The organism is Enterococcus crotali (assembly GCF_000633635.1).
Classification (GTDB): domain Bacteria; phylum Bacillota; class Bacilli; order Lactobacillales; family Enterococcaceae; genus Enterococcus_L; species Enterococcus_L crotali.
Genome location: NZ_AYPQ01000001.1, coordinates 563,175 through 584,301, shown reverse-complemented (window position 1 = coordinate 584,301; position 21,127 = coordinate 563,175). Strand labels below are relative to the sequence as shown.

The following is a 21,127-nucleotide window of genomic DNA, read 5'->3' as shown; positions in this document are numbered from 1 at the left end:
AGAAGAATAGGATTAAAAAGGAGGAACACCATCATGTTTATCTCATTTGGCATGTTTATTGGTTTGATTATAGTAACAATTATTATGATTGCGTTGATTATTTATTTGACCTTTACAGGAGGAAATAAAAAGTCACGCCATAAAAATATTCTTCAAGGGGAAAAAGCTGCTAAAGAACGGTTAGCTCAGAACAATGATATGATGACAAACCAATCGAATGACTTAAATCAGAATGACCCGAATTATCATAACGATTTTAGACAGGAATTTGACACGGAAGGGCATTATTACCAAAACGCAAATTCCGAGGAATCTGTTGAGGACGATTACTCATTGCATGTTCTTCCTTATCCAAAAGATGATGACTTCAAATAAGCAAAATGGTGCAAACTCACTAGTGAGTTTGCACCATTTTTATAGTATAGAGTACCCAATTTCACCTTTAATATCATTTATTCCTCAAGCAATCAGGCTGCACATTACCTAGTTCAGTGCTTCTGTCCAACCGTCAAAGCTGTGAAATAAAAGGATATTATAGACGTGCATTCAATTCTTTTGCTAAGTCTTCAAAACCTGGTTTGCCAAGTAGAGCGAACATATTTTTCTTATACGCTTCAACACCTTCTTGGTCAAATGGATTTACGCCATTCAAGTAACCGGAAATTCCAACAGCTATTTCAAAGAAGTACATCACATAACCTAATGAATAAGCATCCATTGCAGGAATTTTAACGATCATATTTGGTACGCCGCCATCTGTATGGGCTAATAACGTACCTTCAAACGCTTTTGTATTAACAAAGTCAATTTCTTTTCCTTGTAAATAGCCTAAACCGTCTAAATCTTCTTCTAATTCAGGGATAGACACAACATGACGAGGCGTATCCACTTTAACAACTGTTTCAAATAAGTTACGCATACCGTCTTGAACATATTGCCCCATTGAATGTAAGTCCGTAGAAAAATCAGCCGCTGCTGGGAAAATACCTTTTTGATCTTTTCCTTCTGACTCACCGAATAATTGTTTCCACCATTCAGAGAAGTAATGCATTCCTGGCTCATAGTTGATCAACATTTCTGTTGTTTTACCTTTACGGTATAAAATATTTCTTAATGCTGCATATTGATATGCTTCATTTTTACTTAAATCAGTCGTTGCTGCATACTCCTTACGAGCATCATTAGCACCTGTCATCATGGCATCGATGTCGCCACCGCTAACTGCGATCGGTAATAAACCAACTGGAGTCAACACAGTGAAACGTCCACCAACATCATCAGGAATTACAAACGTTTCCCAACCCTCAGCATCAGCCTCAACCTTAACAGCACCTTTTGCGCGGTCAGTTGTTGCATAAATACGTTTGTTTGCTTCTTCTTTACCATATTTTTTGATCAATAATTCTTTAAATACTCTAAATGCGATTGCAGGCTCTGTTGTTGTACCAGATTTAGAAATCACATTTACTGAGAAGTCACGATCACCAATAACATTGATCAAATCAGCTAAATAAGTTGAACTGATACTGTTTCCAGCAAAGAAAACCTGTGGTGCTTTTCTTTCATCTGTTGGTAATAAATTATTAAATGAATGATGTAAAAATTCAATCGCTGCTCTTGCACCTAAATAAGAACCACCAATACCAATAACAACTAAAACTTCAGAATCAGATTGAATTTTTTCAGCCGATTTTTTGATGCGGGCGAATTCATCTTTATCATAATTTTCTGGTAGATCGATCCAACCAGTAAAATCACTTCCAGCTCCAGTTCCTTCTCTTAGTGCTTTGTCTACTGCTGTTACTTGTGCTTGCATGTAGTCCAATTCATGATCAGCAATAAACGGTGTTAAATTAGAATAATCAAATTTAATATGTGACATTCCTTCTCCTCCTTGAAATAAAACTTACTACAGTATCTACTTTACGTTTTTTTCAAGTATTTTTCAAGTAAATTATGGCTGTCTGTACCAATTATCTAGTTATTTCCTTAGAAGAATAAAAAGATCTTTACATGTGAGCTATACCAAATCATTATATAGTAGACTTCTTTTAAGAAAAATAAGACATGACCCTCTTTTTGTAAGGGTCATGTCTATGTCCATTTAGTTTATTAAGGGCCATCTTCCAGTGTTAAAACAATTTCTGTTTCATAGTTTTCATCCGATCGTATACTTCCTGGTAATACATCTAAAAGGATAGCTTGATCGTCCGCATTATCAAAGTTGACAGAAAATGTCCCGTTTTTGGCATCTTTATGACTATATAATTCTGTTGTCATTTGATCAGTTAACGGTTCTTTGATCCACTCGCCCAGCTCATTCTGTTTAGAGAAGAATAGATTGCTGGCAGTTTTCTCGCCATTTTTAAGCTGTAAAGGCTTTTTCAATTGCGCCATCAAGCGCCATTGCTGCGTGATAAATCGAGAATCATTGATTAGAAACTCAATCTTTGTTTCTGGCGCTATCGTTTGCTCTTTAGAACGAATCATTGGTGTCCCATAAGAAATTTCTTCCGCTACTTTTTCAAAAGACAAGCTACCAGGAAGCAGTGTGATCTTAAATGGTTTGTATAGATTTCCAAAACGAACGCCCACTTCATAGGTTCCAGGCTGTCGTTTTAGATTACTGTCATCAAAAATCAGCTCTGTTTCTTTACTTTCCCCTGTTACTAGATCCCACACACCAGCTTGACTATTTTTTAATAAGAAGTCTTTACGTTTTTCAGGATCTGTAGGTAAATCAATCGTTAAAGCAGAAAAGTCCTTAGCAAATAGCATATGTTTTCCATCTTCAATGATCGTCTCATCTTTAATAAAAATAGGAACGGTAATGACCGTCTGGTTTTCTGCTTTATCTGCAAAAGTGATCTCTACTGTGGTAAAGCCTACTTTTGAAAGATAAGGTTCCTTTGTTAATGAAATGTTGATCCCAGCAGCTCCAGCATTGTCGGATAAATTCTTATACAATGTAGCAAGATCAGGTAGTCGCTCACCTAAAGTTAAGTATTGAGTAACTGGTTCCGCTTTTGGTGCTTGTGTATCACTTACCTCTTGTAGGTCTGATTTTTGACTGACATTTCCAGAAACATCAGTCGCTGTAGCATAGTATTTTTTATACGGTCGCAGCGGTCGTTTTTCAGTTGGAAGCAAGAACGTAAACTTACCGTCATCATCTGACTTCCCTTCTAAAAACAATTGATCATTGGCAGCATCATAAATGTGAACACTTGTTTTAGCCTCCGCAGTACCACTCATTGAATCTGCTATATCCTTCAACCGATTTAAAGTTGGCTGCTCTGGCGCAATGGTATCTAAGACTGTTTTGATTTTTATATCTTCTTTGCCATGTAACGAACTAATGATTTTGATTTCTTCACCAAATGCGAACGTCTTATTTTCCGGCAAGGTGTAAGTAAACGTACCATCGGCTGCGGCGCGAATTTGATAGTTACGTGTATCTGATGCAACACCTGAGCTTAATTCACCGTCTGGAATTGCCGAATGTCCTGAAAACTGTAAAAACGCATTGGGATGAGTAACACCGATAATCGAGCGGTTATGCTCATCATCTGGGTCATTCACTAAATCTTCTACTACTAAATCAAGTACTACAGCATTCATTAGATCTTGAGCTTTTTTTAGATTCCCCTCTAAGGTTGTCATGAGAGTAGCTTCCAATAACCCTTTATAGCTAGTAAGTCTTTCTTTTAGTTGATCGATTTCTTTTTGAGTAACACTTAATTTAAGCTGTGTTCGAGTTTCATTTGTAAATAACGCATCAATTTCAGGACTAATGTTAAGGACTTGATCTGTGATATCTACAAGCATTGGATTATTTAATTGAATCCCGCCCCAAAACCGAGATGAAACATTGGCATACTGATCCACTCGCAAACTAATTTCATTGATCGTGCTAGCTAAAAAATTGACTCTAATGTTTTTAGGATTTGCTCCTTGATTATTCATTCTGAATTCAGTACTTTTAGCAAGAGTTCCATCTTTTTTTCTAAAGAATATATAGCTAGTGATACCACCACCTGCTGAAGACGATGACCAAGAGGAACCAAGTCCTGCTCGAAATTCATAATATCTTTTGGGATCTAGAGTAAAACTTTGTGTCGCATACATCGGCTCGTTTGCAAGAATAGTATCTGACGAGCCGCTTCTTTGGATATACACCAAATCCTTCGTTGCACGTCCATAGCCAGAATATCTAATAGATCTCAATACCTCATCGAAATTGAACCCAGCATAGTTTACACTTCCACCTGTATGATAATAGGCTCCCCATTGATCCGGCTTTAATATATTCTCTTGTACAGCTTCTTCTGGCTCTGCCGCTTTTAACTGAGAACTGTTTTTCGTTTGAAGGAAAGCACCCAATAAAACTATAACTAAAACAAGACCCGAAAAAATAACAACGTTTCTTTTTTTCTTTTTTATTTTTCACACCTCTTTATACTTTATTTATAATAACTATTATACTAATGTAAAAAAGGAAGTGCTTCTCCAATACTGAACAGTTTTAATACCTAAAAAGAATAAAAAATACTACTAAGCACTGTCTTACGACAACTTAGTAGTATTTTTAATCAAAAACCTAAAAATTAAACGAGCCCTTGACTCAACATTGCTTGCGCTACTTTTTCAAAACCAGCAATATTAGCCCCTAAGACATAATTATTTGGCGCTTTATATTTATTAGCGTATCACGACATGTTTCATAGATATTTTTCATGATATCATCCAACATCCCATCTACTTTGTCAAATGACCAAGATAGACGTTCAGAATTTTGACTCATTTCAAGTGCAGAAACAGCTACGCCGCCAGCATTTGCAGCTTTACCTGGACAGTATAAGACGCCAGCTTCAGCTAAAACATCTACAGCTTCTAGTGTACATGGCATATTTGCGCCTTCTGCTACGACTTTACCGCCGTTTTTAACCAAGCGTTTTGCTTGTTCTACATTAATTTCATTTTGTGTGGCACATGGTAAAGCAATATCATAAGCCACATCAAAATTCCAAACAGATTGACCATCATAATAAACTGCATCTTTGTGGGTTTCAACATATTTAGAAATCCGCTCACGATTTTTTTCTTTCAGTTCTTTGACTAATTCCACATCGATTCCATTTGGATCATAGATAAAGCCATTTGAATCTGAGCATGTAAGGACAGTTGCACCCAATTCTTTTGCTTTTTCCATTGCATAAATCGACACATTTCCACTACCGGAAACAACCACTTTTTTTCCTTGAAACGAATCATTTGAGTCTTTCAGTAAGTGTTTAACGAAATAAACACAGCCATAACCTGTTGCTTCTGTCCGTGCTTGACTCCCCCAATAACCTAATGGTTTACCTGTTAAAACACCTGCATCATAATTTCTCAAGCGTTTATACATCCCAAATAAGTAACCGATCTCTCTAGCGCCAACCCCAATATCTCCTGCTGGTACATCCGTACTTGGCCCAATATGTTTTTGTAACTCTGTCATAAAGCTTTGACAAAAACGCATGACTTCCGCATCTGATTTTCCTTTTGGATCAAAATCACTACCGCCTTTACCGCCGCCGATCGGTAACCCAGTCAAGCTGTTTTTAAAGATTTGTTCAAATGCTAAAAACTTCATCACACTTAAATTTACACTTGGATGAAAGCGTAAGCCGCCTTTGTAAGGACCAATAGCAGAGTTATATTGCACGCGATACCCACGATTAACTTGCCAGTTACCTTTATCATCTTGCCATGGAACTCTAAACTGCAAAATTCTTTCCGGTTCAATCAAGACCCCTAAAATATTGGCTTCAATGAATGCTGGATTTTCTTTCAAAAATACTTCAACCGTTGGTAAAAATTCGTCGACAGCTTGCAAGTATTCTACTTGCCCTCGATCATTCTCATGAATCTTCTTTTGAATCTCTTCCACGTACTGTTTTGCTTCCATCTAATCACCCTCTCATCGTTATAATCCTATTTTAACCTAAATTCAGAAAATTTCCACAACTTTTTATTGTAAATTGAAAAAAATTTAGAAAAAAACTTGAAAATTGTGTTAAACTACCATTGAACTGGAGGAGAATTTATGAAATCATTTGACGTTATTGTCGTCGGAGCTGGTACTAGTGGTATGATGGCCGCGATCGCAGCAGCCAAAGCCGGCAGCAACACTTTACTAATAGAAAAAAACAAACGTGTGGGAAAAAAACTCTTATTAACTGGTGGCGGTCGCTGTAATGTGACTAATAACCGGCCAGCGGATGAAATTATTGCTCATATTCCTGGAAACGGGAAATTTTTATATAGTGCCTTTTCGCAGTTTAATAATTACGATATTATGAGCTTTTTTGAAGAAAATGGGACAGCCTTGAAAGAAGAAGATCATGGGCGGATGTTTCCCGTTACAGATCGCTCAAAAACAATTGTAGAAACCCTCTTTAACCAGCTAGAATTGCTAGGTGTGACAATTTACACAGAGGCAAAAGTTGAAAAAGTGTTACGAAAAGACGGACAGGTGATTGGCGTTGCTTTGGAACATGAAAAAGTCTATGCCCCTTGCGTTATCTTGACCACAGGAGGTCGAACCTATCCTTCTACGGGCTCTACTGGAGATGGCTATAAAATAGCAAAAAGATTAGGGCATTCAATTAGTCCTTTATATGCAACTGAATCACCCATTATTTCAGAGGACTTTTTTATTAAAGAAAAAACTTTACAAGGACTTTCTTTGCAGGATGTTTCTTTGTCTGTTTTAAACAGTAAAGGGAAAGTCATTGTAGCACACCAAATGGATCTCTTATTTACCCATTTCGGTCTTTCTGGTCCAGCTGCCTTAAGATGCTCTAGCTTTGTCAATCAAGAATTAGCTAAAGACGAAGACAAGCCAGTTTTATTGCAATTAGACATTTTTCCAGAATTAACCACTACAGAATTGATGCAAAAAATAAACAAAATGCTGACAGAACAACCTGACAAATCATTAAAAAATGCATTGAAAAATCTTGTACCTGAGCGACTTCTTCATTTTATATTGGATCAAACAGGATTATCTGAGGTTCAAGCAAAGTTATGCTCAGAATCACAAATTGAAAAACTGGCTCACTCCTTTAAGTTTTTTGAGATACATGCTGAAAAAACGCTTCCCATCGAAAAATCTTTTGTTACAGGCGGCGGCATCTCGTTAAAAGAAATCCAACCAAAAACGATGGAGAGTAAACTAGTTAATGGCTTATTTTTCGCTGGTGAACTATTGGACATCAATGGTTATACTGGCGGTTATAATGTGACTGCGGCTTTTGTTACAGGCTATGTCGCTGGAACACATGCTGCTGCTATTGCGGAATATACTTATTTACCTGAACTAGATTAATTACTATCAAGAATTAGATAAAACAAATATATTTAAAAATTTGATGAACTCCCTCTTATTGCTGTAACTACGACTTTAGATGGACAATTTTCTAAAAACAAATCAGTCTTTTGTTTGATTTGTTTTCATCTAATTTGTGTGAAAATAGGATTATACGGAGGTGAGTATTAGTATGAATATTCTTTTAAAACGACAAACAAGCTGGGGCTGTGTTCGCCATTTTAGAATCTATAAAAATGGAGTTGCCAAGGGAAAATTATTTAATAATATCCCTATTAACTTAGAAGTAGAACCCGGAGATATTTTAGAGTTTAGAGAAGGACTTTTTTACATGTCACAAAAAATCAATATAACATCTGAAACAAAAGAAATTACCATAACAAATACTAATCGAATTCAGAATTTATTCTATTTATTTATTCTTCTATTTTTAACAATTTCGTTATTTAGCCTTTTTATTGATTCTTTAAAAATCTTTTTAGCAACTGAGTTATCCGCTTTACTAAGCCTAAATCTAATCTTTCGATATCATTCCTATACCTTCCATATTGAACCTGAACAAAAGTCAGTAACAGACCATTGTGGAATTGAAAATTACAAACAAGAAAATATTCTAACAATCAAGTAGTGGAGCACACTACATTTACTTTTTAGGTTATTAGTGTTTCATGTCAATTGATTGAAAGAGCCCACAACAAAACTAAAAGACTAGTTTTGTTGTGGGCTCTAAGTCTGAATAAATGGTGGACGCATAAGTAACTACTACACGACACGACCTTACGATTTCATTAACTTCTACGTACGAAACAAGCTAAATAATAGGACACAGACTATTGTATAGAAATCAGCTTCGAATTATAGTTCTGTTTCTGGTAAAGATGATTCTAAAATATACCCAATTGAGCGAATCGTTTTAAGCTGCATTGGCGAATCTTTTACCGCAGCAAGTTTCTTCCTTAAATGGGAGACTATGTTACATACTCGATTCTTTTGAACACTCCCCTTTTTTTCGGACCAAATATTTTTGTAAATATCTTCATAAGTGACCGTTTCACCTTGATTATCATACAAAATTTTCATAATCAAATATTCTTGTCTTGTCATCCCAATTTCTTGGTTGCCGTTCACTCGTATACATGATTTTTCAGGAATCATTTTGAAAGAGGCTTTTTTTAACGTACCTGTGATCGTTTCTTTCTTTATTCTTTTCAAAATATTTTTGATGATTAGATCGAACTCATCAGCTTCTTCTGAATAGATACCATCTGCCCCCAACGTTAAATACACCATGCGTGAAGTGAGTACTATTTGCTCTCGATCAACAAGAATCAAAATATGAATATCAGATTTTTTTCTTATCTCTATCAAGCACTCACAGATACTCGTAAAATTGAGTTCCTTGCTTTCTTCTAGAACAAACACATCTAGCATTGTTATTTGCTCTACAGAAAAATCATTTATTAATTCAATTGAGTATTGTGGGTTTGATTTCAAGGTTTGATAATAGTTATTTTGAGGAGTTCTCCGTGAGAAATACCCTATATTATACATAGTACAACTCTCCCATATTTTAAGTTTATCATCACTCAATAAACTCATTATTTATTTACTTTGCCACCATTGGCACTATTCTTATTTTTGCCATTTATTTTTTGCTTTCTTCTTTTTGCTGCTTGAGCTTTCAACCTTTTCTTTTTGAGTCGTTTCTTTTTACTAATGTATTGACTAAATAAGAAAGTTAGGATCATTAGTACGATCACCAACGCTACTCCTCCAACAATATACCACTTGGTGTTATCAACTTTTAATTCAACTGCTTTTTCATTTAACTCACGAGCTTTTTTAGTGCTGATTTCAAAATCTTTCGACCATTTCCACTTCTCTTCTCCGCTAGAAACATTCATATGCAAGGTATATTGCCCTGCTTTAAACTCTTGGTTTTCCCAACTAATCCCAAAATTAAAATTCGAGTTAGGCGCCATCCTAAGGCCAGTTCTTTTTTGCTCAAACAATGGGGTTTTGCTAGATTTTTTAGTTATACGCGCGTCAACTTCCAAATCTTGGATGATCACAGGCTGAGTATTTTGAAGATTAGCTTTCAACACATTTCGATAGTTGACTTGTGAAGGTTGTATTTCCCCTAGCTTTAATTCTGGTTTAACGACCTTATCATTCTCTCTGATTAAGACACCGATCGCAAAAGCAAAACGATTTTTGATCTGGACCCCTGATTTGTCTTGCGATTCTTTTGCTAGATCTTCTTTTTCAGTAAAATGCAAGCCACCCAGGATTACACCATCTAGCGCTTGTTCTGGCATTGTTACTTTAACCTTTAGTGTTTTTGAACTTTTAGGCGGAATCTTCGTTTCTTTTTCCACTTCTGTAATAGTCGAAAAAGGAGCTTTTAGCGTCTTATCTAGCTTCGGCGCTGAATTACTGTAATCAACAATCCCATTATCATTGGTCACCGCTGTGTTCGCATGATTTTCAACAATGACTTCTTTGTCTAAAGGATTATTCATGAGAACTTCTAACACCTGAACTTGTCCAGGATTCATCTTTAAATCAAAATAGGTCTTTGTTTTATCTATTTGATTTTCGGGAATAACTGCCGTAACAGAAAAGTTCATAGTCCCGTCTTGAGCCAAAGCAGGTAAAGGCATTCCTCCAATCATCATTATCAAAAATAATAGTACAATTATTCGTCTCTTCATTTCACTATGTCTCCCAACTTGCATATGGTTGTTTTTAATACTGTTTATGTACGAATCATTGCAGTATCAGCACGTTTCCTGATACTGCAATGATAGGTAATACTACGTTTTTAGTTTGTTGATGTCGGTGTAGAAGAAAGCGTCCAAGTAATTGTAGACTTGTATTCTTCTGCTGCATCTTTTTTAGAATCTGCCGGTACATGAAGAGTAATATTAGGATTTCTATCTGTAACAGTTAACTCTTCATTTGGGTTCTCAGTAAACATCGCTACCCAAGAACCCATCCCTTGATCTGCATCCGCTTTGATAAGCACTTCTGGTTCTGAAGACAACGTTATATTTCTATTAAGTGTAGCAGGTTTAAAATCTTTACCATCAACTGGTTTCACTGAAGTTGTCAATTGAGCATTTGAAACAGTTAAAGTAGCTTTTAAGTCAGCGTCTGGATTGATTGTTCCATTAAATGGTGTAGCTGAAACCGCAAGTTCCCATCCCTCATTTGTTCCTCTATTATCTGTTACTTGTACATAATGAGGCACATATTTTTCTTGAAGCGGATCGGTTAATTCACCATTTTTATCTAATAGACTAACTTTTGGATATAATGGATTGTAATCGGCTGCGTTCCCTGACATTGTGACTGTGCCGAACTTAAAGTTTGGAGCAAAATCAATTCGTAGAGGACCTTTTGTACTTTCTGAGCCTTCACCTGGATCAGGCTTAATCCCCTCTCCTTCTGGATTTGTTGGATCTAATGTTGTTCCACCGCCATCCGCTTCTGTTGATTCTGATTGAAATTTTACAGTGGCATCTGTTTTAGATGCTGCTACTTGATCAGCCAACACAGTTGTTGGTGTAGCCCCTAACATAAATGTGCTTACTAGCAATGCAGAAACGATTGTTGATTTTTTCATGATTGATTTCCTCTTCCCTTGATCCTAATATATATTGATTATTGTATTTTTATGGTGCCTGTTCCGGAGTGATTTCTGAACTGTCAGGACTGTCGATCAACGTCCAAGTTAAAACAGTTTTATAAGCTGCATTTGGTACTTTGGCTGTATCACCAGGAATCGATAACGATACACTATTTTTCCCTTGTTCATCTGTATCACCTAAAGTGTAGTGCCAAGTCCCCATCCCTTTACCTGCAGTTGCATTAACCACAGTGACAGCATCTGCTCCTGGTGCAAATGAGTGACCAAACCCAAGTGGTGCAAACTCTGAACCCTTTTGACTCGATTTTAAAGAAGGATTGGCAAATTTCAATTGAGCTCCTTTAAGTTCAGAAATTTTTCCTTCAGCATCTTCCGCTTGAAATTGAGCATCTTGTTTTACTTGTAACTGCCAGCCAGCATTTGAACCGCGGCTATCTGTAATTTGAACATAGTTAGGTGTTTCCTTTGGTTCATCTAGACCAACTAATTTCACTTTTGCTAACTCAGCAAAATAAGTAGCATCGTTACCAGAAACTTTTTGGTTTCCAAAGTTGATTTTTGTAATATAATCAATTGTTAACGGTCCAACCATACCCGTTTCACCTTCACTTGGTGATTCAATTTCTTCTCCACCAGGTCCAGTTGGTTTTGTTGGTTCTGTTTCATTTTGAGAAAATGAAATTTCAGCTTCTGATTTAACAGGATCGTTAATAGTCATTGCCGGTTTAGCTACTCCGCCATCGCCTGCTTCTTCAGCAAAGATAGCTGGTGCCCCTAAGAATAGACTAGCAAACGTTACCATTCCTGCAGTTGTTGCTGTTACTTGTTTTTTCAGTTTCATGTTTTTTTCTCCCTTGATTTTAAATTGGTGTATCACTCAACTCCCAAGTTAGGGAAGTTGTATAGTTACCTTGTTTTTTTTCCGATGTTCCTGGAACACTGACTTGTATGCTTGTTTTACTCTCCTCTTTGTCTTTTCCAAACATAATTAACCAGGTTCCTTTACCGGATTTTTCTGTAGAATGAGACACTTCTGTTGGTTCACCACTTTCAGGATCCAAGCGAACACTCTTACTTGCGATCGGTTTATCACCATTATTGGGCGAAAACAACGTCAGATTATTTAACGATAGTTGTGCTCCTTTTAAAGTGTGTGTGCCATTTCTAAGCTGTCCATTTTGTTTAACAGTCAAACGCCAACCGGAATTTTTCCCTCGATTGTCTGTTAATTGGAGAAAATTCCCCACCTCTTCTTGCAAATTCCCTGACCGTAATATTTTGGTCAGTTTAGCATAGTAAATCGTATTCTTTTGCGATGCATCTTGAGGTCCAAAAATAACATGCGGGGCAAAATCAACACTTAGTGGACCTGTTGTCCCAGGCTTTATTGGTATCGTGGAAACGACTGTTATCGTCTGTCCAGGTTTAGATGGATCAATCGGTGGCGTTACATCGGTATTCTCACTATAAGAAATTTCAGCTTCAGATTTATTTCCTATCAAATCTTCTGCAAAAACAAGTGTTGTATCTGTACTAGTTCCACCTAGTAACAGAGTAAGAAAAACAATAAATTTTCTCCTAATTTTCTTCATTGCTCTTCTCCTTTCATTTTCTGATTATTGTTTTAAGCGATACTTGTCTTTAAAAAGTAACCAGATGAAACCCATGAATAGAAGTAGTGCCCCGATCCATCTAAACAACTCAGTGTCTTTAGAACCAGTCCTTGGTAGCAAACTTTTAATACTTGCTTTGCTTGTTTTGTCGTTTGCTTTTTCTGACTTTTGCTCTTGTCCTGTTGATAAACTGCCACTGCTTTCTGTCACCGTACTTTGATCACTGCCAGCTACATCATTAGTAAACGTCAATCCAATTTCAGTATCATAGCTTACAGCTACCGTTTCTTTTGAAAAAACAAACAAAGACATAGTGATCAGGACTAAACTAAGCAAAAAAACTTTAGGTTTCATAATACCTCCTTTTTACCTTGTTCAATAAAAAATAATCAAATATTTAATCGTTATATTTCAGATTAATTTAAATTAAATTCAATTATTTTTTCATCCGCTTGTTACGTTATCATCATAAAACATATTTTTTTCTTTTTAAAATCCAAAACTGAACACATTTTGACTCTCCTTTAGATAAAATAACAGTTTTTATAATTAAGATTAGCAAAAACAATGATTATAATTACATAAAAATAACAAATATATAAGAAATATTTGTCTGATTGTCCACTCGCTATATTGACTTTCTTTTCTGCCTACTCTATAATTCCACCTTAGTTAACTAATAAAGGACGTATATAAATGGAATTTTTTTTAAATGATAAAAATAATAAAAAATTAGAACTTTTTAAAGAACTAATCTTTAGAGAAGGTAATAAAGTATCCTTTGCTTACCTTCAACATTACTTAGATATTTCTTTAAGTACATTAAAGAGATATTTTAATGAGTTGGAAGCAGATATTCAACATAACGAAAATCTGAACATGTTAATATTTGAAAGAAATACTGGTAGCTTTCAACTAAACAATGACTCAGATTTTCAGATTGACTATTTTGTTGTTCACTTAAGATTCTATTACTTAAATGAGTCTTTAAAATTCAAGATAATTTCAAACATTTTTGCTAAAAATTATTCGACAGCTGATGAATTAGCAGATGAACTCTTTGTCAGCATTCCGTATTTATACAAACAGATCAATGCTCTAAATGAACAGCTTAAAAATTTCATCTGAAATTAGTTTTTAATTCAGATGAAATTTATTTGGTGAGGAAAAGCATTTAAGAATGTTTGTTTTTTACTTTTATTGGAATACTTATAGAGGAATTACGGTCCCATTCAAAACAGGATTGGGTTGTGATTTAAGTTATCCCGATGCCGTACACTGTCTCCAAAAACGTTATTCCGAATCTGTCATTAAACGGATAGAATTAATTTTGCGTATCTCAACATTACGACAACATAAATCGCAAATTCATTTACCAGAAGAAATAAGGAATGTTATGAGATCATTCGAACTCTCAAAAGAAATTTCTTCTGTTATAGAAAAATACTTTATAACAGAAGATGAGTTTCTATTTTTTAACTTGATGATTCGAACATTCATCTCAGACATTGATTCTCCTGAAGAAAAAACGCTTCTCTTCAACTCATTATCGCGCTCCTCGCGTTTAGTTTATTCTAGTGAGTTATTGATTGACGAATATGAAAAGGATTTCTATTTATCAATTCCTATGACCCCAAGAATAAAGGCAAATATTTTCTACTATACCCTTCTTGGTGTGATTCATTCTATTTACTTTGAAGTCAATCCACTCTATTTTTTCAAGCAAATAATGAGCACTATGCAAGATCAGAATGATTATTTAAAAAAATATGTAAAAAGACATCCAAAGAATTATAATTTTTACAAAAAATTCAGAAAAAGACATCCTGAAATGATTCTTGATTCTTCTTTTAATTATACAATCTGTATGCTTTTAACATTCTTGACAGACATGTTTTCACTTCCGACTGTAAGTATTTATATTCAATATAGTAGTAATAATTTTGGATCAGTCTTTATAAAAAATAGACTTCTAACCCTTTTTAATCCAGACACAATCACTTTTACTACCCATATTGAAGAAGCGGATATTGCTATCATTGATAACGTTGAGATGCATAGTGAAACAAAAAGGCAGGAATTTTTCTTTGTCAACGACTTTCTTGATGAAAAAATGTGGTTGGAATTGATTATATTTATTCAAAAAATTATTTTAGCTAATAAGAAAAAACTAAATTAATCACTATGTACATATTCTAGAAAAACGAATAGACCGACTTGCAAGAGAAAGATTTTTCCTTCTAACTCTTACAAGTCGGTATTTTCGTAGCAAAAGATAGGTTTAAACTCAAACCAAAAATCAAGATAGAAATCCGCTTAATTTTTCGTTTGGAAACGACAAAAACGGAGTAGATTTCTCTACTCCGAAAAAGTCTTGCTCTTTAAGTAACAACTACTTTCATTTATAGTTGTTTTTACATTTTAATTGCTTTTCATTAATTCAGTTACATAAGCAACTGTATCTGGTTGTTCTTTTTCAATTTTAGTGATTGCTTCAGAGAAGTTTGGTAAATGATCTTTATGAGCAATCAATAGCTCATCTAATAACGTTTTCGCCATTGCTCCACCTGGAACTAATGGGTTGATTGTAAATGCATGCAATGCTGCACCATAATCTCCATCAATCGCAGCACGAATCACCGTTTCTTCCATCCCTTTCATCACTTGGATAATTCCACGTGCTGCTGGTGGGAACGCTCCCCAGTTATAAGGTTCGTGCCCATGAGCAGTTACAGGACCTGAAACTTCTACAACACAATCATATGGTAAATCAGTGATTGTCCCGTTATTTTCAGTTGAAACAACCATATCTGTGCGTTTATCGTTGTGGATCGATGCAATCAATTCACATGCCGCATCACTATAGTGTGTTCCACCACGTTGTTCTAATTCTTTTGGTTTGTAATCTAAGTTTGGATCTTTGTAAAGTTCAAACAAACGAGCTTCTGTTTCTTTTACGACTTGTGCTCTTGTTTCACCTTTTTCAAATTCTTCAATTGAATGTTTCAACATTTCGTCTTCAATATAATAATAACGGTGATAACCACAAGGCAACATCCCTAAGTCTTTGATTTGTTCATAGTGGAATGGTGCGTTATGGATGTTTTTCAAGTGACTTTCAGAATCTTCTTGCGGTCCATAAATCAAGTCGATCAATTCTTGTGTCCGCTCATTTCCTTGTTTGTCCCAGACGCGGTGCCAGTGGAAGTGATTGATACCAGCAAATTTAAAGAACAAATCTTCTTCAGGAATACCTAATTTTTCCGCGGCTTGTTTTCTATGACCAATCGGTACATTACACAATCCAGCAGTCTTTTTCCAACCGCCATGTTTAATTGCTGCTTCCGTAACCATACCGGCTGGATTAGTGAAGTTAACTAGCCATGCATCTGGACATAGTTCTTTCATATCTTCAATAATGCCGAGAATAACAGGTATCGTACGGAACGCTTTAAACATACCACCTGCTCCATTTGTTTCTTGTCCTAAAACGCCATGTGATAATGGAATACGCTCATCTTTGATACGTGCATCTAGTAACCCTACACGAAATTGTGTTGAAACAAAGTCAGCGTCTTTTAAGGCTGCACGACGATCTAAGGTTAAATGAACTTCCCAATCTAAGCCTGCTGCTTTGACCATGCGTTTCGCCATAGCACCAACGGTTTCTAATTTTTCTTTTCCTGCTTCAATATCGACTAACCAAATTTCTTTGATTGGTAATTCATCTTTTCTTTTAATATATCCTTCGATTAATTCCGGTGTATAACTTGAACCTCCACCGATTGTTGCGATTTTTAAGGCATCTCTTGTCATGTGTTTCCCTCCTGATTTTTTGTTCAGAATACGTTCTGACATCGTTTACATTTACATCATAATGTGTGGGAATGTTCCCATGTCAAGGCCTTTTTTAAATTAATTTATGTTATACTTAAAAAGTAAGATCTATCTGTAATTATTCAATGAACGAGGTGTGATGATGACCACAATTATCGATGTCGCAAAAAAAGCACAAGTATCGAAGTCTACTGTTTCCAGAGTGATTTCAGGAAATGGCTACGTTAGTCAAGAGAGCCGTGAAAAAGTGTTAGAAGCTATGGAAGCGTTATCCTACTCTCCTAACTTAATTGCACGAAATCTGCAAAGCGGAGAAACCAAAACAATCGGATTTCTAGCTCAGGGTTATATGGATCCTCTAGGTATTTTCCTGCAAAGTTTCATCTCAATTGCCAAGAAATATAATTACTATGTAACATTATATTTTACTGATGGGGATAAGAAAAAAGAAATTGAAGCATTAAATCAAATGAAGTACAAACAGCTTGACGGTGTATTTATTTTAACTCGAGCAAATAAGTGGGAAGTTATCGAGCCATACAGTATTTATGGCCCCATTGCCACTTGGCATCGAATTGATTCTGAACGGATTTATTCTTCATATGTCGATCATTATTCTGGTTACTTAAGATCACTGGATTATCTGTATCAGCGCGGCTATCGGTCAATTGGTCATGTTCTAGGAAATTTTGAAAATCTGAATACCAAAGCACGGCTAAAAGCGATTGAGGATTTCCACAAGAAAAACAATATTCCTATCAAAGATGAATGGATTTTTCACGATAAATCTAGAATCGATAACGGACAAAATATCGCTCAAATATGGCATGAGATGACTAATAAAACAGATGCTATGGCTTTTTATACAGATTCAGTTGCAGCAGGATTTATTTCTGAGTTACAAACATTAGGTTACTCGCCACCTGAAGATGTTGCTGTTATTGGCTTTGATAATAGTGAAATTAGTCGCTTGATGCATATTACAACAGTTGACTATTCAATTAAACGCCAAGCTGAAAATTCATTCATTTATATTCACAATCAGCTGAACAAAGCAACGATCCCAGAACAAGAAATGCGTGTTCAACTGATTGAAAGGAAAACTGTACCATTAAAAAAACAAGAAACATAGACAAAGACGTTAGTCTTGAAATATAAATCCCTTTTCCCTAACCATTAACTCAAATTCAAAGCAGGAAGCAAAACGAATGATTCGTTTTGCTTCCTGCTTTTTTGTTTTCTACTTATTTTTTACGTTCATTTCTTAAAATCGAAATGGACTGTTTTAGAGATTTCAATACGCCGCCTTCACTGTAGACCAACACATTTGATTTATAGAGTTTCGCTGAAAATAGAGTCAATAGTACGCCGAAAACGAAAAGAATCAAGACAGAAATCATCGCTCCGGTATTTGTTACCGTTTCATTTGCTAAACGAATTGGCATAATAAAAGATGAGATCAATGGGATATAGGAAGTAACTTTGATTACAATATTTTGTGGATCGCCCATTCCTAATGAAATCCCGATGAAATAACCAATCATTGCAATGTATATGATGGGCTGAACTGCCTTCGCTGTATCTTCTGGTTTTGACACCAAAGAACCGCATAATGCAGCTAATACAGAATAGACAAAGACACCTAATCCAAAGAATATCAACGTGTATATTACAAAACTGCCGAGCAGATTCGTTGAAGAAAGTCCTTCTAGTAAACCTTTCACCATATCCAAATCTTTTAGTTGCGTGTAGCCGATCCCGAATGCTCCAGCATAAATCACGATCTGCGTAAGCGCGACTAGGATAACACCTGTCAATTTTCCATAAAAATGCGTTTGAGCTTTAGTACTTGATAAAATGACCTCCATGATTCGAGTGCCTTTTTCAGAGGCGATTTCTTGTGCGATAATCGAAGCATAGGTCATGATGATTATCCATAGAATAATCGTAATGATAAATGATAAAGCTGATTGAATGGCCGTGTTATCTTGGCCAGTCGTCATTTTCCCTTTATCATCGAAACTAACTTTAGTCTTTTCAAAGTTTGCCGATTGACTCAAGCTCTCCAATTGCTCCGGTGTTAAATTCAATTTACTTGCATTCAATGTTGACTGAAGTCCATTGAGCATTTGGCTCATCATCAATTCCGTCGTTGTACCTAAAGAAGATTCTGTATATAATTTCCCTTGAATTTGTTGCTTTGCAGTATCCAATACTAGAAATGCTTCGATATCTTTATCCTTTAACTGTTTTTCAGCATCTTTTTGCGAGGGAACAACTTTAAATGTATACTCATCTGTTTTTGACTTAGCTAACTGTTGCGCTAACTCTTGATTGTCTGAAACAAGCCCAACTTTTGTATCCTCAGAAAATCCATCTGCCAGTGAACCTGCAACATAAATAATTCCCATAACAACAAAAGGTACCAGTATCATAATAGCAAAGGAAATCGTTTTAACATTTTTTTTATAAACATCACTTGCTATGATCCAAAATTTACTCATTTGGTTCACCTGCTTTCATTTTGAATATTTCTTCTAAGGTCGGTGGTTGTTGGTTAAACATTGGAATGTACCCAAATTGAGTTGCACGGGCAAAAATTTCTTGACCTGCTTTTGGATCATTCAATGTTACTTCAACGACACCATCAGCGCGTTTTATTGCTGTTTTTACGCCGTCAATTGCTAGAACATCTTCTGGGGTCAAAGGAGATTCCAAGAATACTTTTGTGCGTCCAAAACTTTCACGAATTTCATGAACTTTCCCATTGAGCACCATTTCACCACTTCTTAACATTACCAGATGGTCACAGATTTTTTCTACATTATCCATATTATGACTAGAGAAAATAACGCATGAACCTTTTTCTTTCAATGCGATAATACCATCTTTTAAAAGCTCTGCATTAACTGGATCCAATCCACTAAACGGTTCATCTAAAATGACCAGTTTTGGTTCATGAATCAGTGTAGCAATAAGTTGAACCTTTTGCTGATTTCCTTTAGACAATGATTTTACTTTATCTGTTTTTTTGCCTTTAACTTTGAACTTTTCCATCCATTCATCGATTTTAGGTTCGATTTCCTTTTTAGTTTTCCCTCTTAATTCAGCAAAGTAGATCAATTGCTCTTGGATCGAGACTTTTGGATATAAACCACGTTCTTCAGGTAAATAACCAATATCATTGTAATCCTTCCCGCTTAATTGGTGCCCATTCCAAAGTACGACACCACTATCTTGAGTTAAAAAATCCAAGATCAAACGAAAAGTCGTCGTCTTACCCGCACCATTTTGCCCAATCAGTCCCAGGATTTTTCCATCTGGTATTTCAAAAGACATATTATTTACTGCCGTATAGTCACCAAATGTTTTTACCAAATTCTTTACTTCTAACATTTTTCATCCTCCTGTATTCAATTTAAATCAACTCTTAATAAAAAAAGTAAATTATCCATTTTATTGGTCAAAGATGTCTTTGACCCTACATAAATTTTATCCAACCTCAATAGTTTTTATATAGAATTCTTTAAGAACATACTGAGTAATGCACCTACGACAAAACCGATCATCGCTAAAACTATAGCATCTCTAAAAATTTTTTGTCTTTTTGCAAAGCGCTCCGGCTGATTATAGTATTTTGTACGATCACTATAGATAACTAATGAAAAAATAATACTAATTACCACGCCGATTGGTAACACTGTAAATAGGGTTCCTGAAAAAAACAACCCTCCACGAACAGCTATGTTCGACATTAAACTATTTTCACTTGCTTTGGTTAACCAAAGCAAGACAAGTAAGCCAATTCCAACGGGTAAGTAGATCAGTGTTCGAACCAATAGCCATAGCCATTCCTTCTTCATACGAATCCAGTAGCTTTCAGAATCGGAATAAATCGTTGGTGTGTCACAATCAGCTTTAAAATAAAAATATTTGTCTTTATAATTCGTTATATACTCCCAACCAGCCTGCTCATAAATTACTAAATATTCAGATAATTCTTCCGATGAACCATCAAAAAAATCTACCGAGAACTCTTTTTCTTCCGATCTGCCTTTTTCAAAGACAAGAAAACCTGCTTGATTCATTTTTTTAAAGTGCCAACCTTTTTCTGCTTGTTTTTTTAAAAGTTGCATTTCTTTCTCCGGATAAAATGCGATCCCTCTAGAATAAATATATTTTTTCCCCTTAAACATCTTCATTCATTTCTCCCTTTTTCAGCTAACAGACGATTTCCAGCTTGATAAAGAAGTTTACGGCGCTTGATATCTTGTTTTAAGTTTTCAAGACCCTTCTCTGTAATTAAATAGGTCTTCTTTCGTTCATTGCTTTCCTCTAATGTAATCAATTCATTTTTCTGTAGCTTTTTTAAGATCGTATACATACTTGCAGGACCGATATCTACCTGCCCGTTTGTTAAACTATTCACTTCTTTCATGATAGCGTAGCCATGTTGCGGTTTTAGTAAGGCTAGTAAAATCAAATAAGTGGAATCCGTCAGTGTATCTTCCAAGATATCTTGCCCCTTTATATCAGTTGGTGATATATCATCTAATGATATAGTATCGTGAGTTAATAGCCGTGTCAAACTTTTTTTCTAATTCAAGCCTTTTTTCTTGACAAAATAAGTAGAACAGACAATACATAATA

Annotated in this window: 19 protein-coding genes and 1 pseudogene; 6 read left to right on the top strand and 14 right to left on the bottom strand. The window is 35.5% G+C overall.

Going from position 1 to position 21,127, the window contains the following annotated elements:
* Positions 1 to 33: 33 nt before the first annotated feature.
* Entirely contained in the window at positions 34 to 375 is a 342-nt protein-coding gene (locus tag V192_RS0102775) for a hypothetical protein (RefSeq protein WP_025868850.1), read from the top strand.
* A gap of 157 nt (positions 376 to 532) precedes the next feature.
* Here V192_RS0102775 and V192_RS0102770 read toward each other — a convergent pair whose 3' ends face one another.
* The 3 genes and pseudogenes from V192_RS0102770 to gdhA form a co-directional block, all read right to left on the bottom strand.
* Positions 533 to 1,882 (bottom strand): glucose-6-phosphate isomerase, encoded by a 1,350-nt coding sequence (locus V192_RS0102770; RefSeq protein ID WP_025868849.1) that lies wholly within the window; start codon positions 1,880 to 1,882, stop codon positions 533 to 535.
* Between the two features lie 230 nt (positions 1,883 to 2,112).
* On the bottom strand, positions 2,113 to 4,383 hold the full coding sequence (locus V192_RS0102765) for an Ig-like domain-containing protein (protein WP_025868848.1): 2,271 nt from the start codon (positions 4,381 to 4,383) through the stop codon (positions 2,113 to 2,115).
* Between the two features lie 224 nt (positions 4,384 to 4,607).
* A pseudogene (gene gdhA / locus V192_RS19095) lies at positions 4,608 to 5,953 on the bottom strand (NADP-specific glutamate dehydrogenase).
* Positions 5,954 to 6,091: 138 nt separating this feature from the next.
* On the opposite strand from gdhA, the gene V192_RS0102755 reads away from it, so the two are divergent.
* A complete protein-coding gene (locus V192_RS0102755; RefSeq protein WP_025868847.1) occupies positions 6,092 to 7,375 on the top strand; it encodes a BaiN/RdsA family NAD(P)/FAD-dependent oxidoreductase in 1,284 nt (427 codons plus the stop codon).
* 172 nt (positions 7,376 to 7,547) lie between these two features.
* Complete coding sequence (locus tag V192_RS0102750) at positions 7,548 to 8,003, top strand: hypothetical protein (protein WP_025868846.1); 456 nt, start codon at positions 7,548 to 7,550, stop codon at positions 8,001 to 8,003.
* A 227-nt stretch (positions 8,004 to 8,230) separates the two neighbouring features.
* On the opposite strand, the gene V192_RS0102745 is transcribed toward V192_RS0102750, so the two are convergent.
* From V192_RS0102745 to V192_RS0102720, 6 genes are all read right to left on the bottom strand, one after another.
* The gene (locus V192_RS0102745) at positions 8,231 to 8,926 is read right to left on the bottom strand and encodes a winged helix-turn-helix domain-containing protein (protein WP_025868845.1); all 696 of its coding nucleotides are present in this window, start codon (positions 8,924 to 8,926) and stop codon (positions 8,231 to 8,233) included.
* A gap of 47 nt (positions 8,927 to 8,973) precedes the next feature.
* Positions 8,974 to 10,089 (bottom strand): WxLIP family cell surface protein, encoded by a 1,116-nt coding sequence (locus V192_RS0102740; protein ID WP_025868844.1) that lies wholly within the window; start codon positions 10,087 to 10,089, stop codon positions 8,974 to 8,976.
* 110 nt (positions 10,090 to 10,199) lie between these two features.
* On the bottom strand, positions 10,200 to 11,003 hold the full coding sequence (locus tag V192_RS0102735) for a WxL domain-containing protein (RefSeq protein ID WP_025868843.1): 804 nt from the start codon (positions 11,001 to 11,003) through the stop codon (positions 10,200 to 10,202).
* Positions 11,004 to 11,052: 49 nt separating this feature from the next.
* A complete protein-coding gene (locus V192_RS0102730; protein WP_025868842.1) occupies positions 11,053 to 11,868 on the bottom strand; it encodes a WxL domain-containing protein in 816 nt (271 codons plus the stop codon).
* Positions 11,869 to 11,887: 19 nt separating this feature from the next.
* The gene (locus V192_RS0102725; protein ID WP_025868841.1) at positions 11,888 to 12,619 is read right to left on the bottom strand and encodes a WxL domain-containing protein; all 732 of its coding nucleotides are present in this window, start codon (positions 12,617 to 12,619) and stop codon (positions 11,888 to 11,890) included.
* 24 nt (positions 12,620 to 12,643) lie between these two features.
* Positions 12,644 to 12,994 carry an LPXTG cell wall anchor domain-containing protein gene (locus tag V192_RS0102720; RefSeq protein ID WP_025868840.1) on the bottom strand — a complete coding sequence of 117 codons (351 nt, stop codon included), beginning with the start codon at positions 12,992 to 12,994 and terminating at the stop codon, positions 12,644 to 12,646.
* A gap of 342 nt (positions 12,995 to 13,336) precedes the next feature.
* On the opposite strand from V192_RS0102720, the gene V192_RS21875 reads away from it, so the two are divergent.
* Complete coding sequence (locus tag V192_RS21875; RefSeq protein ID WP_239644552.1) at positions 13,337 to 13,768, top strand: helix-turn-helix domain-containing protein; 432 nt, start codon at positions 13,337 to 13,339, stop codon at positions 13,766 to 13,768.
* Between the two features lie 202 nt (positions 13,769 to 13,970).
* Positions 13,971 to 14,819 (top strand): hypothetical protein, encoded by an 849-nt coding sequence (locus tag V192_RS21870; protein WP_239644551.1) that lies wholly within the window; start codon positions 13,971 to 13,973, stop codon positions 14,817 to 14,819.
* 242 nt (positions 14,820 to 15,061) lie between these two features.
* On the opposite strand, the gene V192_RS0102710 is transcribed toward V192_RS21870, so the two are convergent.
* Positions 15,062 to 16,456, bottom strand: coding sequence for a 6-phospho-beta-glucosidase (locus V192_RS0102710; RefSeq protein ID WP_025868839.1), 1,395 nt, complete (start codon positions 16,454 to 16,456; stop codon positions 15,062 to 15,064).
* Positions 16,457 to 16,619: 163 nt separating this feature from the next.
* Between V192_RS0102710 and V192_RS0102705 the strand changes: the two genes are divergently transcribed.
* Entirely contained in the window at positions 16,620 to 17,609 is a 990-nt protein-coding gene (locus V192_RS0102705; RefSeq protein WP_025868838.1) for a LacI family DNA-binding transcriptional regulator, read from the top strand.
* Between the two features lie 112 nt (positions 17,610 to 17,721).
* Here the strand turns inward: V192_RS0102705 and V192_RS0102700 are convergent, their stop codons facing one another.
* The 4 genes from V192_RS0102700 to V192_RS0102685 all read right to left on the bottom strand — a co-directional run bounded on the left by V192_RS0102700 (position 17,722) and on the right by V192_RS0102685 (position 20,990).
* Positions 17,722 to 18,981, bottom strand: coding sequence for an ABC transporter permease (locus tag V192_RS0102700; protein ID WP_025868837.1), 1,260 nt, complete (start codon positions 18,979 to 18,981; stop codon positions 17,722 to 17,724).
* Positions 18,974 to 19,873, bottom strand: coding sequence for an ABC transporter ATP-binding protein (locus V192_RS0102695; RefSeq protein WP_025868836.1), 900 nt, complete (start codon positions 19,871 to 19,873; stop codon positions 18,974 to 18,976). Before V192_RS0102695 ends, V192_RS0102700 begins: the two co-directional genes overlap by 8 nt.
* 116 nt (positions 19,874 to 19,989) lie before the next feature.
* Complete coding sequence (locus V192_RS0102690) at positions 19,990 to 20,679, bottom strand: DUF2812 domain-containing protein (RefSeq protein WP_051581918.1); 690 nt, start codon at positions 20,677 to 20,679, stop codon at positions 19,990 to 19,992.
* Positions 20,676 to 20,990 (bottom strand): PadR family transcriptional regulator, encoded by a 315-nt coding sequence (locus V192_RS0102685; protein ID WP_025868834.1) that lies wholly within the window; start codon positions 20,988 to 20,990, stop codon positions 20,676 to 20,678. Before V192_RS0102685 ends, V192_RS0102690 begins: the two co-directional genes overlap by 4 nt.
* Between the last annotated feature and the right edge of the window lie 137 nt (positions 20,991 to 21,127).